At 75.4% G+C, this 17,771-nt stretch carries 16 protein-coding genes and 1 tRNA gene; 6 read left to right on the top strand and 11 right to left on the bottom strand.

From position 1 onward, the window contains the following. Positions 1-56: 56 nt before the first annotated feature. Positions 57-728: an aminodeoxychorismate/anthranilate synthase component II gene (locus ACI79U_RS13680; RefSeq protein WP_457068840.1), complete on the top strand. Its 672-nt coding sequence runs from the start codon at positions 57-59 to the stop codon at positions 726-728. A gap of 82 nt (positions 729-810) precedes the next feature. Here the strand turns inward: ACI79U_RS13680 and pknB are convergent, their stop codons facing one another. From pknB to ACI79U_RS13645, 7 genes are all read right to left on the bottom strand, one after another. After that, positions 811-2,595, bottom strand: coding sequence for a Stk1 family PASTA domain-containing Ser/Thr kinase (gene pknB / locus ACI79U_RS13675; protein WP_457068838.1), 1,785 nt, complete (start codon positions 2,593-2,595; stop codon positions 811-813). Positions 2,596-2,751: 156 nt separating this feature from the next. Next, positions 2,752-4,467: a serine/threonine-protein kinase gene (locus ACI79U_RS13670; protein WP_457068836.1), complete on the bottom strand. Its 1,716-nt coding sequence runs from the start codon at positions 4,465-4,467 to the stop codon at positions 2,752-2,754. Further along, a complete protein-coding gene (locus ACI79U_RS13665; RefSeq protein ID WP_457068834.1) occupies positions 4,467-5,915 on the bottom strand; it encodes a peptidoglycan D,D-transpeptidase FtsI family protein in 1,449 nt (482 codons plus the stop codon). Before ACI79U_RS13665 ends, ACI79U_RS13670 begins: the two co-directional genes overlap by 1 nt. After that, positions 5,912-7,330 (bottom strand): FtsW/RodA/SpoVE family cell cycle protein, encoded by a 1,419-nt coding sequence (locus tag ACI79U_RS13660; RefSeq protein WP_457068832.1) that lies wholly within the window; start codon positions 7,328-7,330, stop codon positions 5,912-5,914. Before ACI79U_RS13660 ends, ACI79U_RS13665 begins: the two co-directional genes overlap by 4 nt. Then, on the bottom strand, positions 7,330-8,769 hold the full coding sequence (locus tag ACI79U_RS13655) for a PP2C family protein-serine/threonine phosphatase (RefSeq protein ID WP_457068830.1): 1,440 nt from the start codon (positions 8,767-8,769) through the stop codon (positions 7,330-7,332). Before ACI79U_RS13655 ends, ACI79U_RS13660 begins: the two co-directional genes overlap by 1 nt. Continuing rightward, a complete protein-coding gene (locus tag ACI79U_RS13650; RefSeq protein WP_457068828.1) occupies positions 8,766-9,224 on the bottom strand; it encodes an FHA domain-containing protein in 459 nt (152 codons plus the stop codon). Before ACI79U_RS13650 ends, ACI79U_RS13655 begins: the two co-directional genes overlap by 4 nt. 21 nt (positions 9,225-9,245) lie before the next feature. Then, a complete protein-coding gene (locus tag ACI79U_RS13645; protein WP_457068826.1) occupies positions 9,246-10,046 on the bottom strand; it encodes an FhaA domain-containing protein in 801 nt (266 codons plus the stop codon). Between the two features lie 246 nt (positions 10,047-10,292). Between ACI79U_RS13645 and ACI79U_RS13640 the strand changes: the two genes are divergently transcribed. Beyond that, a tRNA-Leu gene (locus tag ACI79U_RS13640) sits at positions 10,293-10,375 on the top strand. 74 nt (positions 10,376-10,449) lie between these two features. On the opposite strand, the gene ACI79U_RS13635 is transcribed toward ACI79U_RS13640, so the two are convergent. The 3 genes from ACI79U_RS13635 to ACI79U_RS13625 form a co-directional block, all read right to left on the bottom strand. Further along, the gene (locus ACI79U_RS13635; protein ID WP_457068824.1) at positions 10,450-10,866 is read right to left on the bottom strand and encodes a hypothetical protein; all 417 of its coding nucleotides are present in this window, start codon (positions 10,864-10,866) and stop codon (positions 10,450-10,452) included. A gap of 26 nt (positions 10,867-10,892) precedes the next feature. Continuing rightward, the gene (locus ACI79U_RS13630; RefSeq protein WP_457068822.1) at positions 10,893-11,270 is read right to left on the bottom strand and encodes a nuclear transport factor 2 family protein; all 378 of its coding nucleotides are present in this window, start codon (positions 11,268-11,270) and stop codon (positions 10,893-10,895) included. 95 nt (positions 11,271-11,365) lie between these two features. Further along, on the bottom strand, positions 11,366-11,902 hold the full coding sequence (locus tag ACI79U_RS13625; protein ID WP_457068820.1) for a DUF1707 SHOCT-like domain-containing protein: 537 nt from the start codon (positions 11,900-11,902) through the stop codon (positions 11,366-11,368). A 153-nt stretch (positions 11,903-12,055) separates the two neighbouring features. Between ACI79U_RS13625 and ACI79U_RS13620 the strand changes: the two genes are divergently transcribed. After that, positions 12,056-12,997 (top strand): aldose epimerase family protein, encoded by a 942-nt coding sequence (locus ACI79U_RS13620; protein ID WP_457068818.1) that lies wholly within the window; start codon positions 12,056-12,058, stop codon positions 12,995-12,997. A 67-nt stretch (positions 12,998-13,064) separates the two neighbouring features. Continuing rightward, a complete protein-coding gene (locus ACI79U_RS13615; protein WP_457068816.1) occupies positions 13,065-13,280 on the top strand; it encodes an RNA-binding S4 domain-containing protein in 216 nt (71 codons plus the stop codon). Between the two features lie 191 nt (positions 13,281-13,471). Here ACI79U_RS13615 and ACI79U_RS13610 read toward each other — a convergent pair whose 3' ends face one another. Then, positions 13,472-14,446: an endonuclease/exonuclease/phosphatase family protein gene (locus ACI79U_RS13610; protein WP_457068814.1), complete on the bottom strand. Its 975-nt coding sequence runs from the start codon at positions 14,444-14,446 to the stop codon at positions 13,472-13,474. A gap of 129 nt (positions 14,447-14,575) precedes the next feature. Here ACI79U_RS13610 and ACI79U_RS13605 point away from each other — a divergent pair, with 129 nt between their 5' ends. Beyond that, positions 14,576-16,171, top strand: coding sequence for a CYTH and CHAD domain-containing protein (locus tag ACI79U_RS13605; protein ID WP_457068812.1), 1,596 nt, complete (start codon positions 14,576-14,578; stop codon positions 16,169-16,171). 67 nt (positions 16,172-16,238) lie between these two features. Continuing rightward, entirely contained in the window at positions 16,239-17,492 is a 1,254-nt protein-coding gene (locus tag ACI79U_RS13600; RefSeq protein ID WP_457068810.1) for a metallophosphoesterase, read from the top strand. Positions 17,493-17,771: the final 279 nt, after the last annotated feature.

Raw genomic sequence — 17,771 nt, 5'->3', positions numbered from 1 at the left:
GCCGTCTCCCCGTGGATCGAGCCCGCCTTGCCTCTCACCGACGTGCCGGTGGACCAGTGACCGCCCCCGCCCCCGTGGTGCGGCGGCCGGTGCTGGTCGTCGACAACTTCGACAGCTTCGTCTACAACCTCGTCCAGTACCTGGGCCAGCTGGGCGTGCCCAGCATCGTCCGGCGCAACGACGCGGTGACGATCGCCGAGCTCGCCGACCTCGACGTCGCCGGGGTGCTCCTCTCGCCCGGGCCCGGCACCCCGGTGGACGCCGGCGTGACCGTCCCGATGGTGCGGGCCGCCGCCGAGGCCGACCTGCCCGTGCTGGGCGTGTGCCTGGGGCACCAGGCGATCGCGGAGGCCTTCGGCGGCGTGGTGGGCCGGGCACCGGAGCTGCTGCACGGCAAGACCAGCGAGGTGGTCCACGACGGGGTGGGCGTGCTCGCCGGGCTCCCCTCACCGTTCACCGCCACCCGCTACCACTCGCTGGCCGTGGCGGCCGACACCGTGCCGGCCGAGCTGGAGATCACCGGGCGGACACCGTCGGGGATCGTGATGGCGCTGCGCCACCGGGAGCTGCCGATCGAGGGCGTGCAGTTCCACCCCGAGTCGGTGCTGACCGAGGGCGGGCACCAGCTGCTGGCCAACTGGCTGACCCGGTGCGGGCTCGCCCCGGACCCCGACGTCGTCGCCTCCGCTGCCGCGACCGTCCGCCGGCTGACCACCGCGACCGTCTGACCCGCTCAGCGCCCCGCTGGACGACGAGGGCCCCTCCCCGGTCACCCGGGGGAGGGGCCCTCGGCATCGGTGCCCGGCCGGCTCAGCCGCCCGGGACCGGCGGCGGGGTCGTGGTCGGGGTCGCCGGCGGGGTGGTGGTCGGGGTCGCCGTGGGGGCCGGGTCGGTGGCGTCGGCCGGCTCGGGCACGGCGAGCAGCAGGGTGACCGTGTCGCCCGCGCTGACCTGGGTGCGCGCGCCGGGATCGGTGCCGACGACGGTGCCCGGTGCGACGTCGTTGCGCTCGACGTTCTGCGCGGTGATCGCGCTCGCCGGGATGCCGTCGGCGGTCAGGGCCTGCCGGGCCGCCTCCTCGGTCAGGCCGGCCACGTCGCGCAGCTCGATGCTGCCGGTGGAGATGCCCAGGGTGAACGTCTGGTCCGGTGGGGCCTGGGTGCCCTCGCCCGGGTCGATGGCGACGACCCGCCCCTCGGGCTCCAGGGAGTCGACCGGGGTGGCGTTCACGTTGCCGGTGAACCCGGCGGTGTTCAGGCTGCTCCGCGCGCCGGACTCGGTCAGGCCGATCACCTCGGGCACGGTCAGCGTCTCCGGGCCGGCGCCGATGACCAGGTCCACCGGGGTCTGCGGCGGCACCTCGGTGCCGACCGGCGGGTCCGAGGAGAGCACCCGGTCCCGCTGCTCCTCGGTGCTCGGCGCCGTGGTGATCGTGCCCTCGGTGAGGCCCTCGTCCACGAGGGCGGCGAGCGCCTCCGCGCGGGTCAGCCCCTCCAGGGTGGGGACGGACACCGTCTCCGCCACGGGCGTCGTCGGGTCGTCCTGGTTGCCGAGCGCGATGGCCACGCCGGTGACCACGCCGATCAGCACGAGGGCGGCGACGACGGCGGCGATGACCCGGTTCCGCTTCCGCTTCCGGTCGGCCTCGTCGTCCCCGCCGTCCCAGGAACGGTCGTCGTAGGCCTGCGGGGCGGCGGCGCCGCTCATGATCGTGGTCTTCTCGGCGTCGCTCATCACCGGTGTGGCCTCGACCCGCTGGCCGGCGACGGCGCGCAGCAGGTCCGCCCGCATCTCGGCGGCCGACTGGTACCGGTTGGCCGGGTTCTTGCTCATCGCCTTGAGCACGATGGCGTCGAGCTCCGGCGAGATCTCCGGGTTGATCGACGACGGGGTCCGGGGGTCCTCGCGCACGTGCTGGTAGGCGACCGCCACGGGGGAGTCACCGGTGAACGGCGGGGTGCCGGTGACCAGCTCGTAGAGCAGGCAGCCGGCGGAGTAGACGTCGGAGCGGGCGTCGACGCCCTCGCCGCGGGCCTGCTCGGGCGAGAGGTACTGCGCCGTGCCGATCACCGCGGCGGTGGAGGTCATCGTCGCGGCCGAGTCCGACACCGCGCGGGCGATGCCGAAGTCCATCACCTTGACCGTGCCCTGCGGCGTGATCATGACGTTGCCGGGCTTGACGTCCCGGTGCACGATGCCGTTCCGGTGGCTGAAGTCCAGGGCCGCGCAGATGTCGGCGGTCAGCGACATCGCCCGCTCCGGGGACAGCCGGCGCTCGTGCTGGAGCACGTCGCGCAGCGTCTCGCCCTCGACGTACTCCATCACGATGTAGGGGGTGGCGCCGGTGGTCGTGCGGTCCTCGCCGGTGTCGTAGACGGCCACGATCGCCGGGTGGTTCAGCGACGCCGCGGCCTGCGCCTCGCGGCGGAAGCGGACCTGGGACGACGGGTCACGGGCGAGGTCCTGGCGCAGCACCTTCACGGCGACCTCGCGGCCGAGCCGCAGGTCACGCCCGCGGTGCACCTCCGCCATGCCACCGCGGCCGAGCACCCCGCCGATCTCGTAGCGCTCACCGAGCACCTGGGGGCTGGTCATCGGGCTTCCTCTCGCGCGGGGGCGTACAGCGGGGCGGACGCCGGTTCGGCCGGACCCGGTCCCCGCACGCCGTCGCGAGCGTAATGGCTGACCGGCCGGTGGCCGGCGCGACGCGGAGGTAGGCGGGGCAGCCGTGTCACGGGTGTCCCAACGGGCTCACGGGGTCGCCCGGACGACCCCGACCACCGGCGGGGGCGCGGCATCCCCGGCCCCCGGCCCGGGGGCGGGGGCCGGGGACGGGGTCTCGTCGACCGGGGGAGGGCTCGACGTCGAGGGCGGCGACGACGGCGTGGACGGCGTGGTGGACGTCGGGCTGGCCGACGTGGCCGGCGGCGTGGTGCTGGCCGACGTGCGCGTCGGGCTGGCGGAGGGCGGGGTCGACGTGGGGGTCTGCTGCCCGGTCTCGGTCGGCTCGGGGTCGGGGGTCTCCTCCGCGGGCGGGTAGGCCGCGCGGGCCACGAAGAGGGTCACCGACTGGTCCGGCTCGAGGGGGCCCGAGGACGGCGTGAGCGCGGCGACGTCGCCGGCCTCGAGCGGTTCACCGGCGCCCTGGAGCTGCTCGTCGTCCGCGTCCCGGACCGTGGAGCGCAGGTTCCGCTCCGCCAGCGCCGCCTGGACGTCCTCGACGTTCTCCCCGACGTACTGGTTGCCGTCGAAGCTGATGCCGGCCGGGGCGTCGGTCGTCTCCGCGGCCGGCGCCGAGGTGCTGACGGACGGCGTCGGCGGGGTGTCCGCCACCCGCTCCTGGGCGCCCTCCGGCCACAGTGCGACGGCGCCCACGGCGACCAGGGCGAGCAGCAGCAGACCGGCCAGCGCCCAGAGCACCCGGCGCCGGCGGTCGTCGGTCCGGTCGGGCGGCGCGGCCGCCCAGTCGTCGCCCTCGCCGTAGCCGTCGTCGTCGACCGCGGGGCCGTGCAGCGGCGGCATCGTCCGCGGCGCGGTCCGGGGTCCGCCCGCGGGCCGGACACCGGTCATCGGGAACACGGTCGTGGCGCTCTGGTCGTCGACGGCGGTGAGACCGGCCTGGGTCGCCGGCAGGGCGCCACCGGCGGCCACCTGCCGGGCGGCCGCGGCGAACGCGCCGCCGTCGGGGAACCTCGCCTCGGGGTCCTTGGACAGCGCCCGCTCGATCAGCGCCCGCAGCGGCGCCGGGACCTCCGCGGGGAGCGGCGGCGGCGCCTGGCTGACGTGGGCCAGCGCGATGGCGACCTGGGACTCCCCGTCGAAGGGCCGCACCCCGGCGATGCACTCGTAGCCCAGCACGCCGAGGGAGTAGACGTCGGAGGCGGCGGTCACCACGTGCCCCTGCGCCTGCTCCGGGGAGAGGTACTGCGCGGTGCCCACGACCATGCCGGTGCGGGTCAGCGGGGCGGCGTCCCGGGCGTAGGCGATGCCGAAGTCGGTCAGCTTGACCATGCCGTCCGGGCGCACCAGCAGGTTCCCCGGCTTGATGTCGCGGTGCACCATCCCGGCGGCGTGGGCGGCGGAGAGCCCCTCGCCGGCCTGGCCGAGGACGTCGAGGGTCTGCTGGGGGGTGAGCCGGCCGCGCTCGGCCAGGATGGTCACCAGCGGCTTGCCCTCGACGAACTCCATCACCAGGTACGCCAGGCGCTGGCCGTCCTCGGTGGTCTCCCCGTAGTCGTAGACGGAGGCGATGTTGGAGTGCGAGAGGGCGGCGGTGTGCCGGGCCTCGTTCCGGAACCGGATGAGGAAGCTGGAGTCGCCGGTGTACTCGCTCTTGAGGATCTTGACCGCGACGGTGCGGCCCAGCGTCCGGTCGCGGGCCTGCCACACCTCGCCCATGCCACCGGTGGCGATGGGAGCGGTCACCTCGTAGCGGCCGGCCAGCACCGTGCCCACGCGGACGGCCATCAGCCGCCGGCCCCCAGCCGGGCCTCGATGACCTGACGGGCGATGGGCGCCGAGGTGTCCCCGCCGGTGCCGCCGCTGTTGCGGGCGAACACGGCGACGGCGATCTGCGGGTCGTCGGCGGGGGCGAAGCCGATGAACCAGTTGTGGTCGTCGGTCTCGGCACCGGTCTCCGCCGTGCCGGTCTTGCCGGCGACCTCGACCCCGCTGATCCGCGCCCGCCGGCCCGAACCGTTGTCGACGACGCTGGTCATCATCTCGGTGAGCTGTTCGGCGACCTCCTCGGAGATCGGCTCGGAGCGCACCTCCGGCTCGGTCTGGTCGATGACGGTGAGGTCGGGGGCCTGCACGGACTCGACCAGGTAGGGCTCCATCAGCACACCGTCGTTGGCGACCGCCGCGGCGATCATCGCCGCCTGCATCGGGGTGAGCTGTACGTCGCGCTGACCGATGGAGGTCTGGCCCAGGGCGGCGTCGTCGATGATGTCGCCGATCGTGCTGCCCTCGACCTCCAGCGGGATCTCGAAGCTCTCGCCGTCGATGCCGAACGCCTCGGCCATGTCGCGGATGGCGTCCTCGCCGAGGTCGATGCCGAGCTGGGCGAAGGCGGTGTTGCACGAGATGGTGAGCGCGTCGATCAGCGACTGTTCGCCGCTGGGGCTGCAGGCGGAGTCGCCGAAGTTCCGCAGCGGCTGCGCCGTACCGGGCAGCGTGTAGTCCTGCGGGGCCGGGATCACCGTCTCGGGCGTGAAGTCACCGGTGCTCAGCGCGGCGGCGGAGACGATCACCTTGAAGATCGACCCGGCCTGGTAGCGCTCGTCGATCGCGAAGTTGGTCACCTGGTCGTCGGTCAGCGACTCCCGGTACTCGCGGATCGCGGCCGGGTCGTGCGAGGACAGCAGGTTCGGGTCGAAGGTCGGGGTGCTGGCCAGCCCCAGGACGGCGCCGGTCGAGGGGTCGAGGGCGACCACGGCGCCGGCGAGGTCGCCGAGGTCCGCCAGCCCCTCCATCGCCGCCTGCTGCACGGCCGGGTCGATGGTCAGCTCCACGTTGCCGCCGGACGGGTCACGGCCGGTGAAGATGTCGGCGAGCCGGCGGAAGGCCAGGCTCGAGTCGGTGCCGGCGAGGACGCCGTTCGCCGCGTCCTCGATGCCGGTGCGGCCGAAGATGAGCGAGTAGTAGCCGGTGACCGGTGCGTACAGCGGGCCCTGCGGGTACTGCCGCAGGTAGCCCAACCGGCTGCCCTCGCTGGGCACCGAGGTCGCGACCTCGTTGCCGGCGACGACGATCGAACCGCGCTCCTGGTCGTACTCCTGGACCAGGGTGCGGGTGTTGCGCTCGTTCCCCCGCAGGGAGTCGGCACGGATCACCTGGATGACGTTGACGTTGACGATCAGCAGGGTGAACAGCACCAGCACGCTGATGGCCACCTTGCGCAGCGGTGCGTTCACGGGCGCACGACCTCGGTGGGGGCGTCGGTCAACTTCTGCGGGGTGGCCGGCGGCGGGCTGGCGGGGCGGCGCGCGGCGTCGCTGATCCGCGCCAGCAGCGCGACCAGGCCGAAGTTGGCCACCAGCGAGGAGCCGCCGTAGGCCAGGAACGGGGTGGTGATGCCGGTGAGCGGCAGCAGCCCGGTCACGCCGCCGAGGACGACGAACACCTGCCAGGCGACGGCGAAGGAGAGCCCGGCCGCGAGCAGCTTGCCGAACCCGTCGCGCACGATGAGCGAGGTGCGCAGGCCGCGCTCCACCAGCACGAGGTAGAGCACGATCACCGCGACCAGGCCGAACAGGCCGAGCTCCTCGCCGATGGCCGCGGCGATGAAGTCGCTCTTGGCCACCGGCACCTGGTCCGGGCGCCCGCCGCCGAGGCCCGCGCCGAACATGCCGCCGGTGCCGAGCCCGAAGAGGGACTGCACGACCTGGTAGCCGCCCTCGTCGATGTTGCCGAAGGGGTCCAGCCAGGTGTTCACGCGCACGCGCACGTGGCCGAACAGCTGGTAGGCGATGAACGCGCCGCCGGCGAACAGCAGCAGGCCGATGACCAGCCAGCTCGCCCGCTCGGTGGCGACGTAGAGCATGACCACGAAGATGCCGAACAGCAGCAGCGAGCTGCCCAGGTCGCGCGCGAAGACCAGCACCAGGATCGACGCGGCCCAGGCCAGCAGCACCGGGCCGAGGTCCCGGCCGCGCGGCAGCTCCAGGCCGGCCACCTTCCGGCTGGCCAGCGCGAGCACGTCGCGCTTGTCGACCAGGTAGGCGGCGAAGAAGACGACCAGGCAGATCTTGGCGAACTCACCGGGCTGGATGGAGAACCCGGCCACCCGGATCCACAGCTTGGCGCCGTTCACCTCGGAGATCGAGTCGGGCAGCACCGCGGGGATGGCGATCAGCACCAGGCCGACCAGCGCCAGGGTGTAGGCGAACCGGGCGAGCACCCGGTGGTCACGCACGACGACCAGGACGGCGGCGAACAGCACCAGCCCGACGGTGGCCCACAGCAGCTGGACCGGGGCGTCCTCGCGGGTGGCGGTGGCGCCGATCTGCTCGTCGGCGATGTCCAGCCGGTGGATCATCGCCAGCCCCAGCCCGGTCAGCACCGCGGCGCAGGGCAGCAGCAGCGGGTCGGCGTAGGGGGCGAAGCGCCGGACGACGACGTGGGCGACCACCCAGAGCGCGGTGAACCAGGTGCCGAAGGTGGCCAGCTCGGGGCTGAGCGCCCCGGTGACGGTCAGGTCGACGATGCACTGGGCGGCGATCGTGATCAGCACCGCGAAGCCGAGCAGTGCCAGCTCGGTGTTCCGCCGGGTCGGGACGGGCGCGCCGCCGGTGGGGAGCGCGCGGGGGTCGGTGCCGGGGCCGGTCATCAGTCGACCTCCCGGCAGTCCACCCCCGGCTCACCCGAGCTGGAGGGCCGCACGGCCGTGCCGGTCGGGCTCGCCGTGGCGGTGGCAGAGGTGGTGGCCGGGGAGGGCAGCTCGGTGGGCGCGGTGGTGGTGGGCGCGGTGGTGGTGGGCGCGTTGGCGGCGGGATCGGTGGGCGCGGGCTCGGTGGGCTCGGGCTCGGCGGTGGGGGCCGCGGTGCTCGACGTGGCCCGGCAGGGCGGCAGGCGCTGTCCGCGCAGGTTGGCGAGGATCCGCTCGGCGTCGTCCCGGTCGGCTGCGGGGATCCCGTCGGACACCCGGCTGCGGGCGGCCTGGGTCAGGTCACTGGTGGTCAGCCCGGTGGTGTGGTCGAGCCGGTAGAGGTCGAGCCCGACGATCGAGGCGTCCACGCCGCGGAAGACGGCGACCTCGCCCCCGTCGTCCGCCGAGGCGACGCCGATGAACCAGTTGCTCATCACGAACAGCCAGCCGCCGATCGCGGCCGCGCCCAGCAGCACCACCGCCGTCCCGCCGATCAGCGCGGTGCGCAGCGGGCGGCGGGACCGGCCGGGGGACGGGCCGGCGGTGGCGCCGGCGGCCGGTGGACCGGTCGCGTTGTGTGCCAGGGCGGCCCGGCCCGCCGCCGAGCGCGGGTCGACCGCACGCTGACCGGCGTGGTCACCGGCGGCGCCGTCGACCACCGGCTCGATCAGCGCACCGCGGCCGTCGTCCTCGATGACGTCGGCGACGATGCAGGTGATGTTGTCCGGTCCGCCGCTGCGCAGCGCCAGCTCGATCAGCCGGTCGGCGGTCGTCTGCGGGTCGGGGTCGGTCAGCGCCTGGGCCAGCGTCTCCTGGCTGACCACGCCGGAGAGGCCGTCGGAGCAGAGCAGGTAGCGGTCGCCGGCGCGGGTGTCCCGGATCGACAGGTCGGGCTCGACGTCCTGGCCGTTGAGGGCGCGGATCAGCAGCGAGCGCTGCGGGTGGCTGTTCGCCTCCTCCTCGGTGATCCGGCCCTCGTCGATGAGCGTCTGCACGAACGTGTCGTCGTGGGTGATCTGGTGCAGCTGACCGTCGCGCAGCAGGTACGCGCGGGAGTCGCCGACGTGGCACAGCGCCACCCGGGAACCGGCGAACAGGATCGCGGTGAGCGTGGTGCCCATGCCCTCCAGCTGGGGGGACTCCCGGATCACCTCGCGCAGGTGCTCGCTGCCGTCGAACACCGCCGACCGCAGCGCCTGCAGCATGTCGCCGGAGGGGGCGTCGTCGTCGAGGTGTTCCAGCGCGGCGATCACCACCTTGCTGGCGACGTCACCGGCGGCGTGGCCGCCCATGCCGTCGGCGACGGCGAGCAACCGGGGCCCGGCGTAGACCGAGTCCTGGTTGGTGCCGCGGATGAGTCCGCGGTCGGAACGCGCGGCGTAGCGCAGGACGAGGCTCATGAACGGAGCTCCAGCACGGTCTGCCCGATCCTGATCGGCTGGCCGGGGGACACCAGCAGCGGCCCCTGCACCCGCTGCTGGTCGAGGTAGGTGCCGTTGGTCGACCCGAGGTCCTCGACGTACCACTGGCCGCCGCGGTTGGTCAGCCGGGCGTGCCGGGAGGACGCGAAGTCGTCGGTCAGCACGAGGGTGGAGTCGTCGGCCCGGCCGATCAGGATGGCCTGGTCGCCGAGGGTGATCCGGGTGCCGGACAGCGGACCCGCGGTGACCACCAGGTGGCGGGGGCCGCGGGAGCGCTTGCGGCCGGCCTTCGCGCGCGGGGGCACCGACGCGACCCGGCCCGCGCGGCCACCGAACAGGTCGGCGCGGACCACCCGGAACGCGGCGAAGATGAACAGCCAGAGCAGCAGCAGGAACCCGAAGCGGAAGGCCTGCAGCACGATCTCAGCGGGCACCGTGACCCCCCGGGACCGCGCTCACGCGCCGTCCTGCCGGTAGACCAGCACCGAGTGGCCGATCCGGATCACGTCGCCGTCGGCGAGCTCCTGCCGGCTCACCCGGCGGCCGTTGACCAGCGTGCCGTTCGTGGAGCCCAGGTCCTCGACGGCGACCCGGCTGCCGGTCAGCTGGACGTCGGCGTGCTTGCGGCTCACCCCGGTGTCGGGCAACCGGACGTCGGCGTCGGTGCCGCGGCCGAGCACGTTGCTGCCCTGCTCGAGGACGTGCTTGGTGCCCGGGCCGTCGACGACGAGCAGGTGGGAGGTGCGCTGGCCCGCGCGTCCGACCGCGCCCGCGTCCGGGGTGCCGGTGTCGGTGGCGCTGGCGCCGTGGAGCCCGGCCAGCGGGGGGAGCGGTGGCAGGCCGGGGGGTGCCGCCGCCGCGGGCTGGGCGCGGTTCGGCGTGCCGCCGTCACCCACGTGCGAGGAGACCTCGAAGACGCCGGTGCGCAGCTCCTCGTCGCGCTCCAGGTGGACCTCGATGTCACCGAAGGTCTGGTAGCCCTCGGACTCCACGTGCTCGGCGACCATGTCGGCCAGCTCGGCCGCCAGCTGCTCGGACCACTCGGCGAGGTTGTCGTGGTCGGAGGGGCCGAGGGTCACGGTGAAGACGTTCGGCGCGAGGACGCGGCCACCGCCCATCACCGAGCGCTGCTCGTCGGCCTCGCGCTGCAGGGCGTGGGCGATCTCGGCGGGGTGCACCTTGCCCTTGAAGACCCGGGCGAAGGCGAGCCCGACCATGCCCTCGAGACGCCGCTCGAAGCGCTGCAGCACACCCACAGTCGCTCCTCCGCCCCTCCGCCGACCTCCCGCTGCCCTGGACGCCGATCGTAACCGGGGGGAGCCGCCCGGTCCGGTCGCACGCCGCAGACGCTCCGGACGATCTCGTCTGCCCGGAGTGCAGGAGCCCTGTCTACCAGCGTTCCCCCGGCGGGGTGGCCGCCGCGCCGGGGGACCGGCACCGAACGGTCCCCCAGGGGGTGGCGTCGGGCGCCTCCGGCGGGCTGCTAGTGTTCTTCCTCGCCAGGGCAAGTGGCGGAATGGCAGACGCGCACGGTTCAGGTCCGTGTGTCCGAAAGGACGTGGGGGTTCAACTCCCCCCTTGCCCACCCACCCAGCCGAAGGCCCCCTCCCCGTCCGGGAGGGGGCCTTCGGCGTTCCGGGGCGGCTCCTCGGCGGGTGGTCAGTGCGCGAGGAAGACCGGGTGGCCGGTGCACTCCGGCGGCACCGGCGGGTCCAGGTCGGCGTCCGCCGGGCCGGACGAGGGCTCGAAGACGAAGCCGCCGCTCAGCTCCACCACGTCCCCGAGCGCCACCCGGCCGATCTCGGGGACGCCGATGACCAGCGGGTCCTCCTGCACCACCTCGGTGCCGTGCGGCCAGATCACCACCGTGCCGCTCGCGCCGAGGCAGGTCCCGACCACCTCGACCGTTCCGCCGCCCAGTGCGTCCATCCCGACCTCCTGCGGCGCGGACACGAGCACCACCACCTCGCCGGCGGTCAGTTGCCGGCCGGCGGACGGGCCCCCGGCCGCCGGGTCGCCGCACGCCGCCAGCAGGGCCGTGGTCGTCACCGCCGCCGCGGCACACGCGGTCCGCATCGCGAACCGCCTCCCTCCGGATCGGGTCAGGCGGCGCCGCTGCGCCCCTGGAGGAACGCGGCCGAGTCGTAGTACGTGCGCACGCCGGACAGCTGGTCCTCGTCGCCCTCGATCACGGTCACCCCGCGGTAGGTGAACGGCTTCCCGTCGCGCAGGGTGCCGGTGGAGGTCCACTCCAGCGCCGCGCTCGACTCGCCGACCACGGTGTGCGTGAACGTCGTCTCGATGTCGCCGAAGACGTCGCGGTAGTCGGTCCAGAACGTCTGCGCGCCCTCCCGGCCCCGGGTCTCGTGGTGCTCGTCGAGCTTGACCAGCTGGGTGTCGTCACCGGCGAGCTCGACGAGCGGGCCGGGGTCGCGCTCGGCGTCCAGGCGGTGCAGCGCGTCGGCGAAGCGGTCGGTCATGGTGTGCACGAAGTCCTCCGGGGGCTGGGCCTCTGCTGGGCTCGGACCCGCCCGCTACCCGCCCGGAGACCGGCTGACCCGGGACACGCCCGGGTTCAGTCGCGGTGGCCGTGCGGGAGCCGGTGCTGCCCGTCGGGCTCCGAGCCCCGCCCGGCGCTGATCGTCTGGAAGGCGAGCACCAGGCCCCACGGGCCGATCACCCAGACCGGCCAGAAGTAGAGGAGCTCACCGGAGCCCCAGGAGCTCATCGCCCAGACGGTGAGCACGATGAGCGCGGTGGCCGCCCAGCTGCTCCACGCGGCGCGCAGCGACGAGCCGCCGGCCCAGGCCTGCGCGCCGCCGAACGGTCCCCAGGTGCCCACCCACGGGAAGGCGCCGCCGGCGTGCGCCGAGGCCGGCCCACCGGTGCCGGCCGGCCCGGCCGCCGGGGCGACCGGCTCGGTGCCGGCGGGCTCGTCGGGCAGGTCGGCGGTGAGCGGGGCCAGGTCGCCGTAGGTCTTCGCGGCCCAGGCCTGGGCCAACCGCTCGTCGTACTCCTCGACGGTCAGCCGGCCCGCGGACAGGTTCCGGCCCAGCGTCTCGGCGACCGCGGCCCGGTCGGTGTCGGCGGCACGGAGGTGGGGCTCGGGCATCGGTCGCTCCTCAGGGGTCGGTGCCGTTCCAGTGTGGTGTCCGGAGGGCCCCGGAGGCCACTGACGTCTGTCACCAGTTCCACGTGGAACAGCCACCCGGGTGGCCCGTGCGCTGTGGTGAGCTGTGCGGCGACCGCCCACGAGGAGGACCGGATGACCCAGCACACCGCCGCTCCCGCCGACGCCCTGCCCTGGCCGGCCACCGAGCCCCGCGAGGTCGCCATCGCCGCCGGTGCGGCCGCGCTCGTCGTCGACCTGCGCGGAGGTGGGCCCCGGCGGCTCGCCGTCGGCGACTGGGAGGTGCTCGACGGCTACCCGGCCGGCACCGTCCCGGCCGGCCGGCGGGGTGGCGTGCTGGTGCCGTGGCCGAACCGGCTGCGGGACGGGCAGTGGTCCTGGCGCGGCCGGGATCTCCAGCTCGACGTGGTCAGCGGCGCCTCGCCCAACGCGGTGCACGGGCTGGTCACCGCCCAGCCGTGGACGGTGCTCGGGCACGACGCCGACGCCGTGACCGTCGGCACCCTGCTGGAGCCGCGCCCCGGGTACCCGTTCCGGCTCGCGGTCGCGATCGACTACCGGCTGACCGCGGACGGGCTCACCGTGGTGGTCCGGGTGCGCAACGCCGGCGACGACGACGCACCCCTCGGCGTGGGCATGCACCCCTACCTGCACGTCGGCGCCGTCGAGGAGGGCGGCCTGGCCGACGCCGAGCTGTCGGTGCCGGCGCGCACCGCGCTGGAGGTCGACGGCGGGTTGCCCACCGGTGCCCGGCGACCGTTCGACGGCGACGTCGGCCGGATCGGCGACCGGCAGCTCGACGACCCGGTGACCGACCTGGTCCGGGACGACGACGGCTGGGCCCGGGTGTCGCTGCGCGGGCCGGCCGGCGCGGTCGAGCTCGCCGTCGACGGCGCGTGGCCCTGGCTGCAGGTCTTCTCCGGCGACACGCTGCCGCCTGGCCAGCGCCGCCGGAGCCTGGCGGTGGAGCCGATGACCTGCCCGCCCAACGCGCTCGCCGACGGCGTCGACCTGGTCGTGCTGCCCCCGGGCGGGGCGTGGTCGGGCACCTGGACGCTGCGCTGGGCCCCCGCGTGACCCCTCCGGCTCCTCCGGGGTGCGCCCGGCCTGACCGGCCGGCATTGCGCGGGGGAGGATCGAGGGCGTGCGCACCATCGAACTCCGCTCCGGCGAGGAGTCCATCCGGCTGGGCCAGCTGCTGAAGCTGGTCGACGCCGTCCCTTCGGGCGCCCAGGTCAAGGACGTGCTGACCAGCGGGGACGTCCGGGTCAACGGTGAGCTCGAGGAGCGGCGGGGACGGCAGTTGCACACCGGGGACGTCGTCTCGGTGGCCGGCCAGGAGGACGTCCGGATCGGCTGAGCCGCCCGCCGCGGGTGTCTCGCCCGTGTGCGGCCCCCTCCGGAGCGTCCTCCCGCGCGGGGAGCACCACGAGTTAACCCAGATGTCACACAACCCGGGTGCAGGCGAGCGATCCGCGGGCATGAGGTCCCCGCCCGGGCGGCGGTGGCGCGGACCCGCCGCCCGGGGCCCTGCCCCCGGACCGCCGCCGGTCAGCCGGCCGCGGGGAGCCGCAGGTCGGCGACGAGTGCCCGGTGGTCGGTCCCGGGCACGTGCACCACGCGCAGGGCCTCCACCGCGATCCGCGGATCGACCAGGACGTGGTCCAGGGTGAGCCGCGGGTGCGGGAGCCGCATCGGCCACCAGGTGGCCCGCCAGGCCTGGCCGGTCGCCGCCGCGGCGTCCACCCAGCCCCGGCGCAGCAGCCGGCGGAAGGCGGCGTGGTCCGGTGTCGCGTTGAAGTCACCGGCCAGCACCCGGAGCACCTCCGACGTCGGGTCGGGCAGCAGCCGCAGGTCCGCCAGCCAGCTGGCGACCTGCGCGGGAGAGCTGGCCGGCGGATCCGTGTGCACCGCGGTCAGCTCGACGTCGGGAGCACCCGGCACGGCCAGCAGGGCCGTGGGCTGCCCGAAGCGCCCGGGAGCCACGGTGCGCGCCCGGACCTCCAGCCGGGTCCAGATCGCCCCACCGGCGCCGGGGGGCTGACCCTCCCCGGCGGGCACCACGTGGCCCGTCGGCAGCAGGTCGGCCACCCCGGCCGCGAGCAGTCCGGTCACCGCCTCGGCGGTGACCTCCATCAGCGCCAGCACGTCGGCGTCCCGGTCGGCCGCGAGGGCGACCAGGGCGGCCGGGTCGGCGCGCCCGTGCAGCATGTTCGCCGAGACGACCCGCAGCGGCGGCCCCTGCGGTCGCACCGCGGGGCCGGTGGGCGCCGTCCGCCGGAGCACCGCGGCCGTCAGCACCGCGGCCGAGGCGGCCGCCACCACCGCGGCACCGCGCGAACGGGCCGCCAGCGCCGCGGTCAGCGGCAGCGCGCTGGTGGCGGCCGCGTAGGGCGTGAAGGCCAGCGCCGGCACCAGGGGGAAGCCCCGTTCGCTGCCGGTCAGCCGGAGCACGGCCGCCGCGGCCCAGGGGACGGCGAACACGGTGGGAGCCCAGCGGCGGCGGGTCGGGGGTCGTCGGGACACGGCGTCCATGGTGCCCAGCGCGGGCCACGGTGATCAGCGCCGGGTGCGCAGTTCACCTCGGTGCGGTAGGACGGGGGGCTCATGGCGCCGTCCGGGACGAGGACGGCTGCCGGGGCGGAGAGGCGGAGCGTGGCTGTCGAGCACCTGGAGATCGAGCGCAAGTTCGACGTCGCGGAGACGTTCGTCCTGCCCGACCTGGGCGGCGTCCCCGGGATCGCCGCGGTCGCCGATCCGGTCGAGCACGACCTCGAGGCCGCCTACCACGACACGGCGGACCTGCGGCTGGCCCGCAGCCGGGTGACGCTGCGCCGTCGCACCGGTGGCACCGACGCCGGCTGGCACGTCAAGCTGCCCGCCGTGGCCGGCGCCCGCCGCGAACTGCACTCCCCGCTCGGCCGTGCGGCGAAGACCCCGCCGAAGGCCGTGCTCGAGCCGGTGCTGGGCATCGTCCGCCGCGCCCCGGTCGGCCAGGTCGCGGTGCTGCGCACCCGCCGGGTGGTCACCGCCCTGCAGGACGCCGAGGGCCGGGTGCTCGCCGAGGTCGCCGACGACCACGTGACCGGCACCGCGCTGCCGGCCGAGCCCGGCGCGGCCGCGGTCGTCACCACCTGGCGCGAGGTCGAGGTCGAGCTGGTCGACGGCGACGAGTCGGTGCTCGCCGAGGTCGCCGAGGCGCTGATCGCCGCCGGCGCCCGCCCGGCGACGTCCCCGGCGAAGCTCCACCGGGTGCTGGGCGACCGGCTGACGGCGCTGACCGGGCCCTCGCCCGCGCTGCCCGCCGCCGAGCCGGCCACCGGGAAGAAGCAGAAGAAGGGCAAGAAGGCGAAGAAGGCGAAGGAGATCGGTCAGACCTCCTCCGCGCCGGCCGGCGAGGTGGTCCGGGCCTCGCTGGACCTGCAGGTGCAGGCGCTGCAGGACGCCGACCTGATGGTGCGCACCGGGCAGCCCGACGGCGTCCACCAGGTGCGGGTGGCCTGCCGGCGGCTGCGCAGCACGCTGGCGGCCTTCCGCCCGGTGCTCGACCGGACCCAGACGGACCCGCTGCGCCAGGAGCTGGCCGAGGTCGGCTCGGCACTCTCCCCGGCCCGGGACGCCGAGGTGGCCCTGGCCCACCTGCGGGCGCTGGTCGACGAGCAGCCGGAGGAGCTGGTGATCGGCCCGGTGTCCGCCCGGCTGCAGCAGGCGGCGATCAAGGACGAGCAGGCCGGCGACGCGGGCGCCCGCAAGGTGCTGCGCAGCCCGGCCTACCTGCAGCTGCGGGACGACCTCGCGGCCCTGGTCGCCGAGCCGCCGCTGACCGAGGACGCCGCCCGGCCCGCCGACGAGGTGCTGCGCGAGGTGCTGGCCCGCACCGCCCGCCGGCTGCGGCGGACCGTGGAGGCGGCGCAGGACTCCGACGACGACGAGGCGCTGCACGACGTCCGCAAGGCCGCCAAGCGGCTGCGCTACACCGCCGACGCGGCCGTGCCGGTGCTCGGGCGCCCGGTGGCGGACCTGGTGAGCGTGCTCAAGGGCGTGCAGACGGTGCTCGGCGACCGGCAGGACACCTTCGTCACCCGGCCGCTGTGCCACCAGCTGGGGCTGCAGGCGGCCGCTGCGGGGGAGAACGCCTGGACCTGGGGACGGCTGCACGGGCTGGAGCAGGCCCGTTCGGACCAGGCCGAGCGGGAGTTCTGGCTCCGCTGGCCGGCGCTGCGTCCGGTGCTCAAGAGCGCCACCCGGTGAACTCCCCGGCCGCGGCCGGTCCCCGGCGAGGAGCCCTCCGCTGTCCCTGATCTCGGTCCTGGGCTTCGTGTCGGTCGTCCTGCTGGCCGTGGTGCTGCTGCACGGCTACCTGTGGGTGCGGCTGGTGCGGGGCACGACGCGCCCGGGCCGGGTGCGTCGGTGGCTGACCCTGCTCACGGTCGTGCTGGCGGTGCTGCCGCTCGCGGCGGTGCTGCTGCGCCGCTCGCCGTTGCCGCAGGCGGTGGCCACCCCGCTGGACTGGGTCGGCTACACCTGGCTGGGCCTGGCCTTCTACGGCTTCCTGGCGGTGCTGGCGACCGAGCCGATCCGGCTGGCAGCCCGGCTGCTGGGCCGCCGGCGGGACCGGCTGCGGGATCAGGCCACCGACCAGCCGGCGGAGGTCACGGCCCCGGTGGCCGATGCGCCGGTGGCCGCCGAGGAGCCGGTGCCGGTCGGCGCGCCGGACCCGGTGAGCCGACGGCTGTTCCTGGCCCGCACGCTGGCCGTCGGGGCCGGCGCGGTCGCGCTGGGCACGGCGGGCACCGGGGTGGTGGTGGCGAACTCCGCACCCGTCGTCCGGCGGGTGCCCGTCCGGATCCCGGGGCTGGACCCGGCGCTGGCCGGGCTGCGGATCGTCACCTTCTCCGACGGGCACCTGTCCTCGACCTACGGCGGACGCCGGTTCGAGCGGGTGGTCGAGACGGTCAACGCCCAGCGGCCCGACGTCGTGGCGATCGTCGGGGACCTGGTCGACGGCGAGGTCACCGAGCTGCGCGAGGACGTCGCCCCGCTGGCCGACCTGGTCAGCGACCAGGGCGTCTTCTTCGTCACCGGCAACCACGAGTACTTCGTCGACACCACCGCCTGGCTGCGCCACCTGCCCACCCTGGGCGTGGAGGTGCTGCGCAACGAGCGGGTGGAGCTGCGCCGCGGCGGCGCGGCGCTGGACCTCGCCGGGATCGACGACCGCACCGCGGCCGCCTCCGGGGTGCCCGGCCACGGGGCGGACCTGGACGCGGCGCTGGACGGCCGGGACGACGACCGCCCGGTCGTGCTGCTGGCCCACCAGCCGGTGCAGGTCGAGCAGGCCCGGGCGGCCGGGGTGGACCTCCAGCTGTCCGGGCACACCCACGGCGGCCAGCTGTGGCCCTTCGACTACGCCGTGCTGCTGGACCAGCCGGCGGTGGAGGGCCTGTCGCGGCAGGGGGACACCCAGCTCTACGTCACCGCCGGCGCCGGCTACTGGGGGCCGCCGATGCGGGTGGGCGCCCGGCCGGAGGTCACCGTCATCGAGCTGCAGCCCGGCGGGGTGGGCGGGTGACGGAGCGGCAGGGAGGGCGGGTGACGGAGCGGCGGGGTGCGCGGGTGAGCGAGCGGCGCGCTGCCCGGATGCGCGGACTCTGACGTCGCTCGCGATCGGAGGGAGGCCGGGCACCACGGGGTCAAGGCGGTGCCCGACCCGCTCCGGTGCGTTGCGAATGGCCGGTGCGTTGGGGGGGGGGGGGGGGCCCCCCCCGCCCCCCCCCCCCCCCCGCGGCCGACACTTTTGTGTTCTGGGGGGCGGGGAGGGCGGCGTCGGGGGGGGGGGGGTGAGCCTAAC

The organism is Modestobacter sp. SYSU DS0904, from assembly GCF_054051115.1.
The sequence above is the reverse complement of the archived record's forward strand: the minus strand, read 5'-3'. Positions and strand labels throughout refer to the sequence as shown.